12 protein-coding genes are annotated in these 16,318 nt (G+C 71.6%); 3 read left to right on the forward strand and 9 right to left on the reverse strand.

Annotated elements, in window-relative coordinates:
* The coding region (locus tag ACIO5E_RS38355; protein WP_400676970.1) for an alpha/beta fold hydrolase at positions 1 to 1,558 on the forward strand (1,558 nt) is incomplete at its 5' end.
* 208 nt (positions 1,559 to 1,766) lie between these two features.
* On the opposite strand, the gene ACIO5E_RS38360 is transcribed toward ACIO5E_RS38355, so the two are convergent.
* On the reverse strand, positions 1,767 to 2,162 hold the full coding sequence (locus tag ACIO5E_RS38360) for a cupin domain-containing protein (protein WP_400676972.1): 396 nt from the start codon (positions 2,160 to 2,162) through the stop codon (positions 1,767 to 1,769).
* Between the two features lie 90 nt (positions 2,163 to 2,252).
* Here ACIO5E_RS38360 and ACIO5E_RS38365 point away from each other — a divergent pair, with 90 nt between their 5' ends.
* Complete coding sequence (locus tag ACIO5E_RS38365) at positions 2,253 to 2,933, forward strand: TetR/AcrR family transcriptional regulator (RefSeq protein WP_400676975.1); 681 nt, start codon at positions 2,253 to 2,255, stop codon at positions 2,931 to 2,933.
* A gap of 52 nt (positions 2,934 to 2,985) precedes the next feature.
* Here ACIO5E_RS38365 and ACIO5E_RS38370 read toward each other — a convergent pair whose 3' ends face one another.
* The 8 genes from ACIO5E_RS38370 to amrS all read right to left on the reverse strand — a co-directional run bounded on the left by ACIO5E_RS38370 (position 2,986) and on the right by amrS (position 12,697).
* Complete coding sequence (locus tag ACIO5E_RS38370; protein WP_400676978.1) at positions 2,986 to 4,173, reverse strand: SPFH domain-containing protein; 1,188 nt, start codon at positions 4,171 to 4,173, stop codon at positions 2,986 to 2,988.
* Positions 4,174 to 4,280: 107 nt separating this feature from the next.
* Positions 4,281 to 4,496, reverse strand: a complete 216-nt coding sequence (locus ACIO5E_RS38375; RefSeq protein WP_400676981.1) for a hypothetical protein — start codon at positions 4,494 to 4,496, stop codon at positions 4,281 to 4,283.
* 384 nt (positions 4,497 to 4,880) lie between these two features.
* A complete protein-coding gene (locus tag ACIO5E_RS38380; protein WP_400676984.1) occupies positions 4,881 to 6,257 on the reverse strand; it encodes a multicopper oxidase family protein in 1,377 nt (458 codons plus the stop codon).
* A gap of 553 nt (positions 6,258 to 6,810) precedes the next feature.
* Entirely contained in the window at positions 6,811 to 7,491 is a 681-nt protein-coding gene (locus ACIO5E_RS38385) for a YitT family protein (protein WP_400676987.1), read from the reverse strand.
* A gap of 60 nt (positions 7,492 to 7,551) precedes the next feature.
* The gene (locus tag ACIO5E_RS38390) at positions 7,552 to 8,184 is read right to left on the reverse strand and encodes a LysE family transporter (protein ID WP_400676990.1); all 633 of its coding nucleotides are present in this window, start codon (positions 8,182 to 8,184) and stop codon (positions 7,552 to 7,554) included.
* Positions 8,185 to 8,361: 177 nt separating this feature from the next.
* The gene (locus tag ACIO5E_RS38395) at positions 8,362 to 9,660 is read right to left on the reverse strand and encodes a coproporphyrinogen-III oxidase family protein (RefSeq protein WP_400676993.1); all 1,299 of its coding nucleotides are present in this window, start codon (positions 9,658 to 9,660) and stop codon (positions 8,362 to 8,364) included.
* Positions 9,661 to 9,725: 65 nt separating this feature from the next.
* Positions 9,726 to 11,267, reverse strand: coding sequence for a radical SAM protein (locus ACIO5E_RS38400; protein WP_400676996.1), 1,542 nt, complete (start codon positions 11,265 to 11,267; stop codon positions 9,726 to 9,728).
* On the reverse strand, positions 11,264 to 12,697 hold the full coding sequence (amrS, locus tag ACIO5E_RS38405) for an AmmeMemoRadiSam system radical SAM enzyme (RefSeq protein ID WP_400676999.1): 1,434 nt from the start codon (positions 12,695 to 12,697) through the stop codon (positions 11,264 to 11,266). Before amrS ends, ACIO5E_RS38400 begins: the two co-directional genes overlap by 4 nt.
* Positions 12,698 to 13,440: 743 nt before the next feature.
* Between amrS and ACIO5E_RS38410 the strand changes: the two genes are divergently transcribed.
* The gene (locus ACIO5E_RS38410) at positions 13,441 to 16,272 is read left to right on the forward strand and encodes a penicillin acylase family protein (RefSeq protein WP_400677002.1); all 2,832 of its coding nucleotides are present in this window, start codon (positions 13,441 to 13,443) and stop codon (positions 16,270 to 16,272) included.
* The last annotated feature ends 46 nt before the right edge of the window (positions 16,273 to 16,318 follow it).

The raw sequence follows: 16,318 nt of genomic DNA on the forward strand, positions 1-16,318 counted from the left end.
CTACGTCCTCGACACCCACCTACGCCCCGTACCCGTCGGCGCCACCGGCGAGCTCTACCTCGCCGGCTCCGGCCTCGCCCGCGGCTACCACCACCGCCCGGCCCCCACCGCCGAACGCTTCACCGCCGACCCCCACGGCCCGGCCGGCAGCCGCATGTACCGCACCGGCGACCTCGCGAAGTGGAACCACCACGGCGAACTCGAATACGCCGGCCGCGCCGACCAGCAGATCAAACTCCGCGGCTTCCGCATCGAACTCGGTGAAATCGAAGCCGCGTTGACCACCCACCCCGCCGTCGCCCAGGCCACCGTCCTCCTCCGCGAAGACACCCCCGGCCACAAGCGCCTCACCGCCTACACCGTCCCGACGGGCACGTTGGACGAAGCAGCCGTACGAACCCACCTCACGGCCACCCTCCCCGAATACATGGTCCCGGCAGCCATCGTCGTCCTCGACGCCCTCCCCCTCACCGTCAACGGCAAGCTCGACCGCCGCGCCCTCCCCGCACCCGACCTCACCCCGGTGTCCAGCCGCGCCCCACGCACCCCGCTCGAGGAGGTGCTGGCCACCCTGTTCGCCGAGGTCCTGGCACGTCCCCGGGTCGGCATCGACGACAGCTTCTTCGAGCTCGGCGGGCACTCCCTGCTCGCCACCCGTCTCCTCGGCCGCATCCGCACCACACTCGGCGAGGAAGTGGCCCTGCGGGACCTCTTCGAGGCCCCCACGGTGGCCGGTCTCGCGGAGCGGCTGACGACGGGCGGCGAACTCGGCGACAAGTTCGCCGAACTGATGCCGCTGCGCCGCGAGGGCGAGTTGCCGCCGCTGTTCTGCGTCCACGCCGGGTACGGCGTCGCCCTCGGCTACAGCCGTCTGCTCCCCTACCTGCCCGGCTGGCCGCTGTACGCCCTCCAGGCGCGCAGCCTCACCCGGAGCGACGAACTGCCGGACAGCGTCGAGCAGATGGCGGCCGACTACGTGGCCCACATTCGCCGGATCCAGCCGTCCGGCCCGTACCACCTGCTCGGCCACTCCTTCGGCGGCCTGGTGGTGCACGCCGTCGCCAGCCGCCTCCAGGAGCTCGGCGAGGAGGTGGCCCTGCTCGTCATCATGGACGCCTACCCGTACGCGACGTACACCGTGAAGGGCGTGGAGCGGGACGAACAGGAGACCCTGGAGCTCTTCCTGGAGATGTTCGAGGCCGAACGCCCGAGCCCCGAGGGCCGGCCGCTCGACCGGGACGAGGTGCTGCAGACCCTGGTGGACAGTTCGGCCTCGGCCTTCACGGCCGACGACCTCGCCGCGATGGGAGACGCCTGGGAGCGCCACACCCGGATGATGCGGGCCTTCGAGCCCGGCCACGTCCGAAGCGACGTGCTGTTCTTCACCGCCACCCGCGAGCGGCCCGAGGGCACCCCGTCCGCGACCGCGTGGGGCCCCCACATCGACGGCCGCATCATCGACCGCAACCTCGACGCCACCCACCACGGGCTGATGGACCCCCGCCACCTGGCCGAGATCGCCCGTGCCATCAACGAGTTCACCGCCGAGGAGCGCTGACACCACACCCACCGTCGCCCCGCCGACCCGAACGCCGTGGGCCCCGCTCCTCCGAGCGGGGCCCACGGCGTTCGCCGACGGCGTCCGGCGGAGATGGCGGGTCACCGCTATCCGGCCGGCTTCTGGTGGAAGGCCGTGAAGTCCGCGCCGGCTCCACCGGCCGCGGGCAGCGGCACCCGAGTAGCGGTCACCGGGCACCGCGCTCCGCTCAGCGGGGTTCGGTGCGCCTTTCGAGGCGGGTGCCGTGGCGCAGGGTGACGGACATCAGGTCGCTGGGGCCGTCCAGTTCGAGGCGGTGCCAGCGGCCGCGGGGGACGACCACCGCGGCGCCGGCCGGCAGTGGCACCAGCTCCTCGGCGCCGGCGGCGTCCTCGGGGCGCAGGTAGAGGCGGGCGCCGCCGGCGAGGCAGCAGACCGCCTCGTCGGCCTGCGGGTGCATCTCCCAGTGGTCGGCGTGGACGTCGGCGTCGGTCTCCACGTGGAAGGCGCCGATCTGCCAGGCGCCCGCCGCGCCGCCCGTCATCTGCCGTTCGGTGGCCCGGACTTCGCCGTCGGGGTGGAAGTGCAGGGCCGAGGCGAACAGGTCGACGGCGGTGGGTGTCATGGCGGTGTTCCTTCCGGTCAAGTTTTTGTACATGTACGAAAACTAGCCCCGGAGGATCCCCGCTGTCGACCCCTGAGGGATGATGGGGGCATGCCGCAGCCGTCCGCACCGCGCAAGGCCCCGGGCCGACCGCCCCGCATCTCCCGTGAGCAGGTCGTCGAGGCGGCCCGCCGGATCGTCACCGACGAGGGCGTGGACCGGTTGACCATGCGGCGGCTCGCCACCGAGATCGGCAGCACGCCGATGGCGCTCTACCACCACGTGCGCAACCGGGAGCAGCTGCTCGTCCTGCTGCTGGACGACTACGCCGCGCGGACGCTGCGCCGGCCGGAGCCGCCCGCCGGTCCCCCCGCCGATCCCCGCGAACGGGTCCTCGCCTCCGCCGCCGCGATCCACGAGGCGCTGTCCGGCTGCCCCTGGATCGTGGAGGTGCTGACCGCCGACGACCTGATGTCCACGTCGGCGCTGTGGTTCGTCGAGCAGATCGTCGACGGCTTGACCGCGTGCGGGCTGACCCCGGAGCGCGCCGTGCACGGGTACCGCGCGATCTGGTACTACACCGTCGGGGAGATGGTGGTCCGGGCGGCGGCGGGCCGGCGGCGCGCGGACGACGAGCGCGCGACGTACCGGGAGCAGGTGTTCGGCGGGCTCGACCCGGACGAACTCCCCCGCCTCGCCCAGGTCGCGGACCGCTGGGCCGAGCTGACCACCGACGACACCTACCTGGACGGCCTCCGGGCCCTGGTCGACGGCCTGCTCGCCGCCCGCTGAGCCCGCCTCAGGGGGCGCGTACCGCGCGGTCGCCGTCCCGATCCGACGGGGTTCAGGCGCGTTCCTGGATGCGCGGCGCGGGCTTGCCGTCGCCGTGCGGGCCCGTCGCGTGCTGGAGGGAGTGCAGGATCGCGAGGCCCTGGCTCACGATGCCCGCCGCCATCTGGTTGACACCGTCGCTGCCGTTGAGGACGGTGAGCTCGGCGCCGGACATGCCCCGGGCCGCCGCGTCCGCGAGGGCCGGGAGGTTCTCCACGATCCGGTTGGCCGCGATGAGCTCCTGGTTGCCGCCGCGCAGCGAGTCGGCCCGGGCGGTGTTGGCGTCCGCCTGCGCCTGGGCGAGCGCCCGCTCGCGGTAGGCGCTGCCGTCCGCCTCGAACTTCATCCGGTCGCGGCCGGCCTCGGCCAGCGTCCGCTGGCGGTACGCCTCGGCATCCGCCGGGCGCCGCACCTCGGCCTCCAGCTGCTGCGCCGCCAGCGCGGCCCGGCGCTGGGCGAGCGCGGTCTGCTCCTCGATCACGTCCTGGGAGGCCCGGGCTTCGGCCAGCGGGCCGGCCTGGGCCGCGCGGGCCCTGGACTGCTCCGTCTCGGCGAGGAACCCGGCCCGCTTGATCGCGGTGTCGCGCTCGTACTCGGCCTTCAGCGCGGCCGCCTGCTGTTCCCGCTCGGTGGCCTCCTGGTCCGCCTTGGCCTGGGCGATCCGGGCCTGGCTGGCGACCGCCGCCGCGTGCGGCGCGGCGAGGTTGTCGATGTACCCGGTCGAGTCCTCGATCTCCTGGATCTGCAGCGCGTCGACCACGATGCCGAGCTTCTCCATCTCGCCGTGGCTGCCCGCCATCACCTCCTGGGCGACCCTGCTGCGCTCCCGGATGATCTGCTCGACGGTCAGCCCGCCGATGATCGACCGCAGGTGGCCGGCGAAGATCCGGCCGACGAGCTCCTCCATCTGGTCCTGCTCCGAGAGGAAGCGGCGGGCGGCGTTGGCGATCGACACGGCGTCGTCCCCGACCTTGAACACGCAGACCGCCCGCACGGTGAGCCGGATCCCCTGCTGGGTCACGCAGTCCTCGGCGATCTCCGCCTCCCGCAGGGCCAGGGAGAGCATGCGGACCTTCTGCTTGACCGGCAGCACGAGGCTGCCGTGGCCGGTGACGATACGGAACTGGGTGTCCTGCGCCTGGTGCTTGGACCCGGAGATGAGCATCGCCTCGTTGGGCGCGGGAACGTGCCAGAAGAACATGATCGACCACCTGACCTGCTGGAATTCGAAACCGCGGTGAGACGTGCCCCGACCGTTCCCGCCGAGCCCGCGACGCGGATGGTCGGACACGCCCTGGGAGGGCAGCCCTAGGAGGGCAGGAGCTCGACGATCACCGACCGGGCCGAGATCGCGTCCACCACCACCACGCGGACGTCCCGGCCGACCGGCTCCGAGCACCAGGCCGCGAACACCTCCGAACCGCCCCGAAGGGCGACCAGGACCTCGCCCGGACCGCCCGGCGGAATGGGCACCGTCACCTTGCCGACGGCTCCGACCGGGCTCTGCCCGGAGTCATCGGCCACGGGCATCCGCTCTCGCGCCACCGGCGCCTCCGGTCACCACGTCCGCCGCACGTGAACCGCGACCGACCGCCGGCCCCGCCGCCTCCGCTCGTGGGAGGCCCGGGCCGCCGACCTGGCCACGGGTCGGGCACACCTGTGGCACCCGCCCACGGCGGCGGTGCCCCGACCTCTTCCACGGTACTCCCGCAGCTGTCGGCCAGGGCTGGCGGGCGGATCCGGCCGACCCTGGCACCGCGGTACTACGCGTGCCCGCCCGAGGGCGGCACCGGCGCCTGGGGCCTGTCCGGCCGGCGCAGGCCGCGGCGGCGGCCCGCACAGTGGAACCGGTTGCGCCGTCGCCGTCGACCGGCTCTGGACGCTGACGCACCGGAGAACGGCTACGAGTCAGTCGGCGAACGCCTCGTCCGACTCCTCGTCCGACTCCTCGTTCGGCTCCTCGTCCGGCTCCTCGTCCGACTCCTCGTCGGGGCCTTCCGATGCCGCGGGCAGCACGTCGATCCGGCCCATCTGGCCGTGCGCGGAGTGCACCATGTGGTGGCAGTGATAGACGTACTCGCCCGGATAGTCGCCCCAGGTCATGGCGATCCGGACGGACTCGCCCGGGTTGACCGTGACGGTGTCCTTCAGCCCGGCCTCGGCCGGGCCGACCGGCTCCCCGTCACGGTCCAGCACGCGGAACCGCACCAGGTGGGTGTGGAAGGAGTGGGGGGCGTGGAAAACCCCGGCCGGCCGGCGGGTGAGGCGATTGTGGATCGTCCAGATCTCGCTGGTGCCGACGGTGGTCCGCACGTCGGTCCGGTCCGGGTCGTACTTGCGCCCGTTGATCCTGGCGTCCGGGAAGGTCGTCAGCTCGAACTCCCGGTACACCGTCGCCTGCGGGATCGGCGGCAGGGTGGCCAGGACGTCCGGTATCCGGCTCTGGTCCTCGGCCGTCCGGGTGATGTCGAAGCGCAGCACCTCGGACCGCTCGGCCTCCAGCGCGGCCGTGTTCTCCAGCACCACCGATCCGCCGACCGGGTAGCGGGCGAAGTCGACCACGATCTCGGCGCGTTCCGCGCCGGCCAGGGTCAGTTCGTCCAACGTCAACGGCTCGGCGAGCAGTCCGCCGTCGGAGGCGATCTGGGTGAACGGCTCGCGGCCGGCGAGGCGCAGCGATATGTGGCGGTTGGGCGAGACGTTGAAGACCCGCAGACGGTACTTGCGCGCCGCCACCTCGAAGTAGGGCCGCTCCTTGCCGTTGACCAGCATGTGCGGGCAATCGTACGGGTCGGTGTAGACCAGCCTGCCGTCGGTCTCGATCCGGGCGTCCCGGATCAGCAGCGGGATGTCGAACTCGCCGTTCGGCAGCGGCAGGCCGCTCTCGTGCGGGTCGCTGAGCAGGTAGGCGCCGGCCAGGCCGCGGTAGACGTTCTCGGCCTCCAGCCGGTGCGCGTGATCGTGGTACCAGAGTGAGGCGGCCACCTGCTCGTTGGGGTAGCGGTACTCGCGGGTCTCGCCGGGCTCGATGAGGTCCATCGGCAGGCCGTCGTACCGCGACTGCACATGGCCGCCGTGCAGGTGAACGGAGGTGTGCACGCTCAGGTCGTTGGTCTGCCGGACCACCACCTCCCGTCCCTTGACCGCCCGGATGGTCGGACCGGGGAAGCAGTCGCCGAAGGCCCGGACGGTGGTCAGCAGCCCCTTGACGATCTCCACCCGGGTCTCGGCCATCCGCAGCTGGTACAGGTCCGAGGAGTCCGTCCGCGACACCGGACTCAGCACCGGGGGCACCCGCATGGCGTGCTCGAAGGGGACGATCCGGGCGGCCGACCGCTTGGGCGCCGACCTGGCTGGTGTGGTTGGCGGGGCTGCTAGCGCGAGGGACGAGGCCCGGCCCCCGCCCGGTGCGCGGTCCCATGGGAAGAGAACCGCCGGGCCACCTATGGCGGCGGCTTTCAAAAGGTCTCGTCGGTTCAGCATTCCCGGTCTCTCCGTCCAGGACTCGGCGGTCGGTACGCCGCCGGGCCAGTGGTCGCCGGTCGTGGCGTCCGGCGGCCCTGCTCAGTGGCCGCCGCGCCTACGACAGCGCGCGGGGCGGGCGTGTCGGACCGTAGTGTCAACAACACGTTCCGCAACTGCCCGTTGGCTCAGTATCATCGAGCTTCGCGCGCTCTGCACCGCGACCGCACCTGCCCGGGACTCGGCCCCGGAACGGCCGGCGGCCACTTGGCGCGGGGGCGAGCACCCGGAGATCGGCCGGGACGCGCCCTGGGCGCGGGCCCGATCCCCACGGGCCCCGGAGGCCGCACCCAGATCCTCTCGGAAGCGCCCCGACTCAGGGCGCGGCCAGGGCGACCGCGAAGCCGTGGTCCGGGATGTCGAGGAAGCGCCGGTTGAACCGTACGAAGGGCTCGATGAGCAGGTCCACGAAGACCAGGAAGGCCACCGTGCCGATGCCCACCGGGCCGCCCAGCAGCCATCCGCAGAGCAGCAGCACGCCCTCGATCAGCCCCTTCGCGCACCAGAAGGGCCAGGTCCGGCGATGCCGGATGGTGATCGCCAGCAGGTCGATGGCGCGGATCCCGAAGCCGCTCATGATGATCAGCGCCGACGCGTAGGCGCACAGCAGCGCGCCGAGCAGCATCAGCGGGTAGCTTCGCAGCCCCAACCAGGCCGCCGGGCGCAGCCATTGGAAGAGGTCGATCAGGCTGCCGCACAGGAAGAAGGTCACGAAGGGCGAGACCACCGGGCGCTTGCGGTTCCACGCCGCCCACGCCGCGATGCACACCACCGCGACGGCCGCCTGACAGATTCCGATGGTGAGCGGCAGGTGCCGGAGCACCCCGAGCGAGAAGACGTCGAGCGGATCGGTGCCCAGATCGGACTGGATGAAGAAGTGGGCGCCCGTCGAGAAGACCAGGCAGCCGGCCAGGTACACCAGCGCCCGGGGCAGTAACTCGCCCAACCGGCGCGGGTTTCCGTTCGGATCGACACCGAGGGGGTGGTGGGTGGACACGGGTTCCTCCAGGGGTGGACGGGCACCAGGCCCGCGGTCGCCCCGGAGGCGGGGAGCGGCTCAGGCGAGCGACTGGTAGGCCAGGAAGCCGCCGAAGAGGATGACGCCGACCCCGGCGACCAGGTCGACGCCCTTCAGCAGCCGGGCGCTGAACCGCCGCCGGAACACCACGACGCCCGTGCTCAGCAGGGTGAACCACAGGAGCGTGCCGCAGCCGACGCCGACGAGCATGGAGACCGAGGCGGGCAGCGTCCCGGTGACGTTCGCCGCCGTGGCCGCGGCGAAGGCGGCGGCCCAGTAACCGATCGTCGCCGGGTTGGCGGCGGTCGCCGCCAGCGCCGTGCGGAAGGCCGCCAGCGGGCGGACCACCTCGGGGTTCCGCTCGTCCTCGGTGGCCGCCCCGGCCCGGAAGGCGGAGCGCAGCGAGCGCGCGCCGATGTACACCAGCACCGCCGCCCCGGCCAGGCCCAGCGCCGTCCGCAGCGCCGCGACGTCCAGCAGCCGGCCGACTCCGGCCAGGCCCAGGCCGGCGTAGGTGATGTCCACCAGCGCCGCGCCCAGGCCGATCGCCCAGCCGGTCGGGAAGCCGTCACGTAGGACGCTGCGTACGCACAGCAGGCCGATGGGGCCGAGGGGCAGGGCCACCAGGAAGCCGAGGCCGAGTCCGGCGAACCACGCGGGCAGGATGTTCACCGTCGACCCCCGCAGGTCGCCGCGGTCATTCGGACCCGATGTACCGCGGTCATTCGGATCCGAGGTGCCTCCGCCATTCGGATCCGGCGTGCCACGGTTCGGATCCGGCGTGAGGCCTGGTGCGAGCACGTGCGCGACAATTCGCTCCGCCCCTCGTCACAACACCCGCCGATCAGGTCACTCGACGAGTTCCGATATGCCGAACCGTACCTCATCGCCTTCGGCCGGACTCAGGTCTTCGGGCGCGTAGAACAGCTCGTACACATTGGTCGACAACAACTGGCCGAGCCTGGTCAGGGCGTACACGTCCGTACCGCGCGGCTCCAGCCAGCCCTTGTCGATGAGCTGCTCGATTTCCGCTCCGAAGACCGCCTCCATGGTGACGCCGAAACGGTCGTGGAAGTCCGGCCGGTTGACCTCGCACATCTTGAGGCCGCGGATCATGACGCGGCGCATCTCCTGCTCCTTGGTGAGATAGGTGGCGAAATCCAGCGGAATCCGACCGCTTTCCACCATCTCGTAGTACTTCTTGAGCGGCTTGACGTTGACGAACAGCCGGTCGTGGATCACGCTCTTCGACGAGACGCCGAATCCGATCATCGGCCAGGTCCGCCAGTAGTACTCCAGGAAGCGCGAGTAGTCGGCGCAGCGGTCGGGGTGGAAGTAGCCGGTCGAGCTGCGCCGGACGAACCCCGCCGCCTCCAGGGCGTCGATGGCGTACTCGTACATGCGCCGCTCGTCCTGGGCCGAGGGGAGCGCCATCTTCCCTGCTGTGATGAGCGAGTGGAACGCCGTCTTCGGCCAGATCTCCAGGCCGTAGGCCGTGATGCAGGCCGGCTCGAGTTCGACGGCGCGGTCCACGCTGCGCTTCCAGTCGTCCACGGACTGGTCCGGGAGCGGGAAGATCAGGTCGATGTTGGTGTGCGTGAATCCGGCGTCGACGACGGTGCGGAAGGCCCGTTCGGCGGTGGCGCGATCGTGCGAGCGGTTGCAGATCTCCAGCAGCCGGTCGTCGAATGCCTGGACGCCGACGCTGAGCCGGTTGAATCCGGCCTCCCGCATACGCGCGACCTTGGCCACGTCGACCGTCGAGGGGTCGAATTCCAGGCCGATCTCCGCGCCTTCGTTGAATGCGAACGACTCCCGGCAGGCGTCCAGCAGTCGGGCCGTCTGGTCGCCGGTGAGGATACCTGGCGTACCGCCGCCGAAGTACACCGCGTCGACCCGGAACGCGGGGAAGGCGCGATTGGCGGCGAATGCGCGGATCTCGCGCTCCAGCGCGTCGACGTACTGGGCGAAGTGCTGCTCGTTCCGGTTGATGTAGACGGTGTAGTCGCAGAAACCGCACTTGGTGATGCAGAACGGGACGTGCAGGTACAGCACCGCGTTCTCGGGGCGGAAGTACTCGTCGTACTCGTGGTGCCGGTACTTGAACGGATACGTGTGGATGTTCCGTCGGATGATCTTCTCGGCCATCTGCGGTCGCTCCTTCATCGGGGCCGGCCTGGCGTGGTGGATGACGGATCCGGGGCCGGAGGCCGTCAGCAGAGGACCTGGAACGGTCGGACGTCGGCGGCCGCTTCGAGGGCCGGCCGGTCGTTGGGGACCACCGGGCGCCCGCACGAGACGAAGAGGTCGTCGTAGCGCGTCCGCGACCGCTCGCGGTAGTCGGCGGCGGACCTGGCCAGCATCTTGACGACCTCTTCGGCGAGCATCAGCTGGTACTGGCACGACTCGGTGTTGAGCTCGTTCACGTCGCCGGACGCCACGTGGTTCTCCTGCCGGCAGCCCCCGCCGCACAGGTAGCGGGCCCAGCAGGCCCCGCACACCCGGTGCTCGTCGACGGTGCGCCGCCACTCGGGGTGGTCCCGGGTGAGGCCCTCGGCACCGGTGCCCACGTCGAAGCCCTCGTCGCCGACCAGCCGGTGGCACGGGCTGATGCTGCCGTCCGGGGAGTGCGTGTAGTACGTCCGGCCGCCCGAGCAGAACGCCAGCGCCGCCGCGCCCTCGGTGATCATCTGCACGGTGCGCTCGTACTCCAGCACCCCCTTGAACCGGTTGTCGGGGGCGAACAGCCGCGGGTAGTGCACCAGGAAGTCCCTGAACTGCTCCACGATGCCGGGCTGGAGGAAGTGGTTGATGTACTGGATTCCCCTGGGCTCGGAGAGCTTGCGGTCCCCCAGGGTGAGGGCGATGGGCACCGTCGTGCCCTGGTCCACCGGGTAGACGCCCGGATAGATCTGGAAGTAGTCGAAGAGGTCGAGCCCCCACAGGTCGAGCACGTTCTCGGTCAGGCTGGGCTCCGCCGTCGCGATGGTCATCCGCGCCACCAGGGTGACGTCGTCGCCGCACGCCTCGCGCAGCCGGAACAGGTTGCGGATGATCCGGTCGAAGGAGCCCTTCCCGTTCTTGGACGGGCGGTTGGCGTCCTGGACCTCGCGGCCGCCGTCGATCGAGACCGAGACGATGAAGCCGTAGTCGCGGAAGAGCTCCTCGATGCCCCGGGGCATCAGGGTCAGGTTGGTCGAGACCCGGTGGACGAACTCGGTGCCCGTGCGCCCGGTGAGGTCGCGGGCGCGCTCGCAGATCTTGCGGATCACCTCGAAGTTCGCCAGCGGCTCCCCGCCGAAGAATTCGAAGCGGACCCGCTGCCCGGGTGCGGCGTAGCGGTCGATGAAGTCGAATATCCAGGCGATCGAGTGCTCGCCCATGGCCTCGGTGATGCGGCCGTAGTCGCCGCCCTCGGCGAAGCAGTACGTGCAGGCGAGGTTGCACACGTTCGTCAGGTTGACGTTGACCGCGAAGTCCGCGCCGTCGGACAGCGCACCCTCCCGGAGCCGGAGGCGGTTGGCCTCGCGGCCGGACGCGGCACCGGCCTGCAGCTTCTCCCACGCCCGCCGCTCGTCGAGCAGCAGGCGGTCGACGCCGGACGCCAGCCGCGCGGCGGTGTCCGCCGGGGCGAGCAGCAGCCGGTGGCTCCCGGTGATCAGGACGGCCGACATGTCGTCGCTGAACGGCAGGACCCGGTAGTCGGTTCCGTGCCGCATCGCGCCCTGCTCCGCCGCGCTCGCGGGCCCGGTCATGACCTGGTGCGGGGCTGGAAGAGGGGCAGCGGCGAGACGTCCTCGTTCAGCGTCCCGGCGGACGCCTCCACGGTCGGGAAGTGGGCGCGGTCGAAGACCTGGTGGAGGCTGGAGGTGCACTGCGACGGGACGGCCACCTGGACGCCGACCTCGCCCGCCGTGCTCTTGGCGGCGATGTACCGGAAGCTCTCCTGCGGGGCCAGGTCGATGACCTGCCACGCCTGGTCCGCGGCCGGGTCACCGTAGCGGCGGTGGTACGCCCTCACCGGCGCGCCGGAGGTGTTGCGCACCTGGACGTGCAGGGCGCGGACGTCGCCGTGCCAGTCGAAACGCGCCAGCTCCAGGCCCTCGGCGGGGAGTTCCGACACCCGGGTCCGCCTCCGGGCGTCGGGCAGCAGGACGACCGCGGCGCGGGCGCCGCACCCGACGCAGGCGCCGTCCGGGTCCAGGCCGACCAGGTCGGCGTTGAGGCCGTACCGGGTGATCTGGAGCTGCCCGCACCGGTGGCACCAGGTGTTGGTCGACTCCGTGTCGTACACGTTCCCCAGGTAGACGTGGTTCAGCCCCATGTCCCGGGCGACCTTGCGGGCCCGTTCCAGCCGGTCGACGGGGGTGCGGATGGTGTCGGTCATCTTGTAGTCCGGGTGGAAGCGCACGAAGTGCGTGGGCACGTCGGGGCTGAGCCGCTCGCCGACGAAGCTCGCCATCCCGCGGGCGGTCGTCTCGTCGTCGCTGAGGTCGGTGACCATCAGCGTGGAGACCTCGACGTGCTTGCCGGCCCGGAACACCTGCTCGGTGCCCTCCAGGACCGGCTCCAGCCAGCCCTTGGTGATCTTCCGGTAGTACTTCGGGTCCAGGGACTTGATCGACACCGAGAAGATGTCGATGACCGGGATCAGTTCCTCGATCGCCTCACCGCTGATGAAGAACGCGGACTTGTAGAGGTTGACGATTCCGGCCGCCTTGGCGAGGGCGGCCGTCTCCACCACGAACTCGTGCCACACCACCGGGTCGTTGTAGGTCCAGGAGATGACCCTGATGCCGTGCCGGACGGCGATGTCCACGACTTCCTCGGGCGTGTAGTGGTAGACGTCCTTGTCCTCCACGTGGCGCGCCTGCGAGGTCTTCCAGTTGTGGCAGTAGTCGCAGTTCAGCATGCAGCCGACATTGCCCATGGAAAGGATCCGGGCGCCGGGCGCGTAGTGGAACACCGCCTCGGTCTCGATGGTCTCCTCGGTGGCGTGGACGGAGCGCCCGTAGTTCAACGTCACCAGACGGCCGTCCCGATTGGCCCGGACCATGCAGAATCCGTGCTGGCCGGGGCGTATCCGGCAGTTCCGGGGGCTGAGATGACATCGGACGACGTCGTCGTCCAGCCGCTCCTCCAGCCGGGCAGGGCGTGGCTCGTTGTCCCAGGTCCTCTGCGACATGGCTGTTCCTTCCGTGCGGTGGTACGGAGGCGACGGGGTCGGGGCAGGGGTCCTCGGGGACCGGGCCGACCGGTGCGGCGCCGTCGGGCGATCCGGAGTTCCGGCACCGCGGTGCGGAATTCGGCTCCGGATTCGGCGATCCGGAATCATGGTCTGGAATCACGGTCCGGGTGGCGGCCCGGATTGACGGGGAGACCGTTCCCTCACGTGTCTCCCGCTTTCCCTCGGACAAAGGCGCTTCCGGGGGGACGCCTCACGGAAAAGGCCGAAGCGGAGCGGGAGATCACCGGGAATCACGCCGGTTACCGCGATGAGCTTCACCGGATGCGCACACGCCTGTCAAGGAGTCGACGGGCCGCCCGATCCGGCCGGTATCCCGAAGCGGACAGCCCCCTTCGATCCGGCCGGGCCGCAGGTTAGGCGGGCCTCACTCCCGGCGATCTGACGCGTGCCCAGCGGATTCCCAGACCGGGCACCGGCCACGGCTGATCCGGTGCGGTGGCACGGCCTGGGCCGCGTGTCGCGGAAGGAGGCCGAAAATCGCCGCTCTCCGAGGGAATACCCAACCGTCGCAGGACAGTTCGCCCGTCGCAGCCACCGCTCGTCCAGCACCCGCACCAGCACCGCGTCGACACCGGCACCGAGACCCGCGCCGGCGGAGAAAATGGCATGCACGCCACTAGCCAACCGGCCAGTAGCACCCCTACCGTCGACTTTCCCGTGGCTTCGACGGAGGAACTCCCTTGCGCCTACGCCCCCGCCCCCTCCGCTTCCCGGCCGCCGCCCTCGCGTCGGCCCTGCTCGTCACCACCGCCCTGACCACCACGCCCACCGCGGCCGCCCCCGCCGCCCCGACGGCCGCCCCCGCCGCCCCGACGGCGGCCACCGCCGCCGCGGCCGACTACTGCGGCGGCCGCTGCACGGACGTCCTGCCGCCCGGCGAGAACGGCAACGCCACCCTCGCGGAGATCCTGCTCAACAAGATGTTCGGCAGCCGCCCCGCTCACACCGACGACCAGCTCGGCCCCTACTCGGCCCTCGCCTCCGGCTACCCGGGCCTGACCGAGGCCAAGCTGCGCGACTTCTTCAACGACGCCTCCTTCGGCGTCCCCGCCGACCAGGTGGCCAGCACCACCAGCCCGCGCAGCGACGTGACCATCGTCCGCGACAAGGCCACCGGCGTCCCGCACATCACCGGCACCACCCGCTACGGCACCGAGTACGGCGCGGGCTACGCCGCCGCCCAGGACCGGCTCTGGGTGATGGACCTGTTCCGGCACGTGGGCCGCGGGCAGCTGTCCGGGTTCGCGGGCGGCGCCGCCGCCAACCGCCAGCTGGAGCAGAGCTTCTGGCAGGCCGCGCCGTACACCGAGGCGGAACTGCAGCAGCAGATCGACGCCCTGGCGGCCCGCGGCGGCCGGGCCACCCAGGCCCTCGCCGACGCGAACGCCTACCTCGACGGCATCAACCAGTACGTCACGGAGGCCTACAACGGCCGCACCTTCCCCGGCGAGTACGACCTGACCGGGCACATCGACCCGATCACCAACGCCGGGTCGATCGAGCCGTTCAAGCTCACCGACCTGGTCGCCCTCGCCTCCGTGGTCGGCGCCCTGTTCGGCTCCGGCGGCGGCGGTGAACTCGCCTCCGCCCAGGTCAAGTCGGCCGCCGAGGTCCGCTACGGCAAGGACGCCGGGGACGCGGTCTGGAAGTCGCTGCGCGAGGCCGACGACCCGGAGGCCGTCCAGACCCTGCACGACGGGCAGAGCTTCCCGTACGCCACGGTGCCCGACGCCCCGCAGGGCGAGGCCCTGCCCGACCCCGGCTCGGTGGTGCCCGAGCGGATGATCTACGACGCCACCGGCTCGGGCAGCACCGCCACGAAGACCGCCGCACCGGGCGTGCTGCCCGGCAACCTGCTCAGTGCCAAACACGGCATGTCCAACGCCCTGCTGGTCTCCGGCGCCCACACCGACGACGGCCACCCCGTCGCCGTCTTCGGCCCGCAGACCGGCTACTTCGCCCCCCAGCTGCTCATGCTGGAGGAGATCCAGGGCCCCGGGATCAGCGCGCGCGGCGCGGCCTTCGCCGGCCTGAGCTTCTACGTGCAGCTCGGCCGCGGCCAGGACTACGCCTGGAGCGCCACTTCCGCCGGGCAGGACATCACCGACACCTACGCCGTCCCGCTCTGCACCACCGACGGCTCCCCGGCCACCACCGCCGCCAACTCCTACCTGTGGCACGGCCAGTGCGTCCCGTTCGACCGGCTGGAACGCAAGAACGCCTGGAACCCGACCACCGCCGACTCCACCGCCGCCGGCTCCTACACCCTGGTGATGTACCGCTCCAAGTACGGCCTGGTCACCGCCCGCGGCACGGTCGGCGGCGCGCCCGTGGCCTTCACCTCGCTGCGCTCCACCTACCGGCACGAGGCGGACTCCATCATCGGCTTCCAGGAGCTCAACGACCCCGGCGCGGTGCACGACGCGGCGGGCTTCCAGCGGGCCGCGCAGGACATCAACTACACCTTCAACTGGTTCTACGCCGACTCGCGCGACATCGCGTACTACAACTCCGGCACCAACCCCGTCCGCGCCCCGGGCGTCGACGCAGGCCTGCCGCTGCGCGCCGAACCGGCCTACGAGTGGGCCGACTTCGACCCCGCCACCAACACCGCCCGGTACACCCCACCGGCCGAGCACCCGCAGTCCGTCAACCAGGACTACTACATCTCCTGGAACAACAAGCAGGCCGACGGCTTCACCTCGGCCGGCTTCGGCAACGGCTCGGTGCACCGCGGCAACCTGCTCGACGACCGGGTCAAGGCGCTGCTGAAGGGCGGCGGCAAGGCGAGCCGGGTCTCGCTCACCCAGGCCATGGAGAGCGCCGCCCTCGCCGACCTGCGCGCCGAGGACGTCCTGCCCGACCTGATCCGGGTGCTGCGCAGCGCCCCGGTCACCGACCCGGCCACCGCCACCGCGCTGCAGCAGTTGGAGGCCTGGCTGGCCGACGGCGCCCAGCGGAAGGAGACCTCGGCCGGCAGCCACAGCTACGCCGACGCCACCGCGATCCGGGTCATGGACGCCTGGTGGCCGCTGGTCGCCGAGGGCGTGATGCGGCCCGGTCTCGGGGACCCGCTGTTCACCGCGCTGACCGGCGCCCTGCAGATCAACGAGTCGCCCTCCGGCGGCCAGACCGGCCCCGGCGGCGGCCCCGTGAGCGCCAACGAGGCCATCCCGCACAAGGGTTCGGCCTTCCAGTACGGCTGGTGGAGCTACCTGGACAAGGACCTGCGGTCGGTCCTCGGCGACCAGGTGGCCGGCCCGCTGGCCCGCCCGTACTGCGGCGGGGGCGACCTGGCAGCCTGCCGGGGCGTCCTGCTCGACACCCTGAAGCGGGCGGCCGCCCAGACCCCGGCCCAGGTCTACCCGGGCGACACGGACTGCTCGGCCGGCGACCAGTGGTGCGCCGACACGATCATCCAGCGCCCGCTCGGTGGGGTCACGGACGCCAAGACCACCTGGCAGAACCGGCCGACCTACCAGCAGGTGGTGCAGTTCCCCGGCCACCGGTGAGTCACTGTGCCGGCCGCCGGCGCCCTGCCCCGGAGGGGGTGGGCGC

Source organism: Kitasatospora sp. NPDC087314 (assembly GCF_044744365.1).
In the GTDB taxonomy this organism is placed as follows: domain Bacteria; phylum Actinomycetota; class Actinomycetes; order Streptomycetales; family Streptomycetaceae; genus Kitasatospora.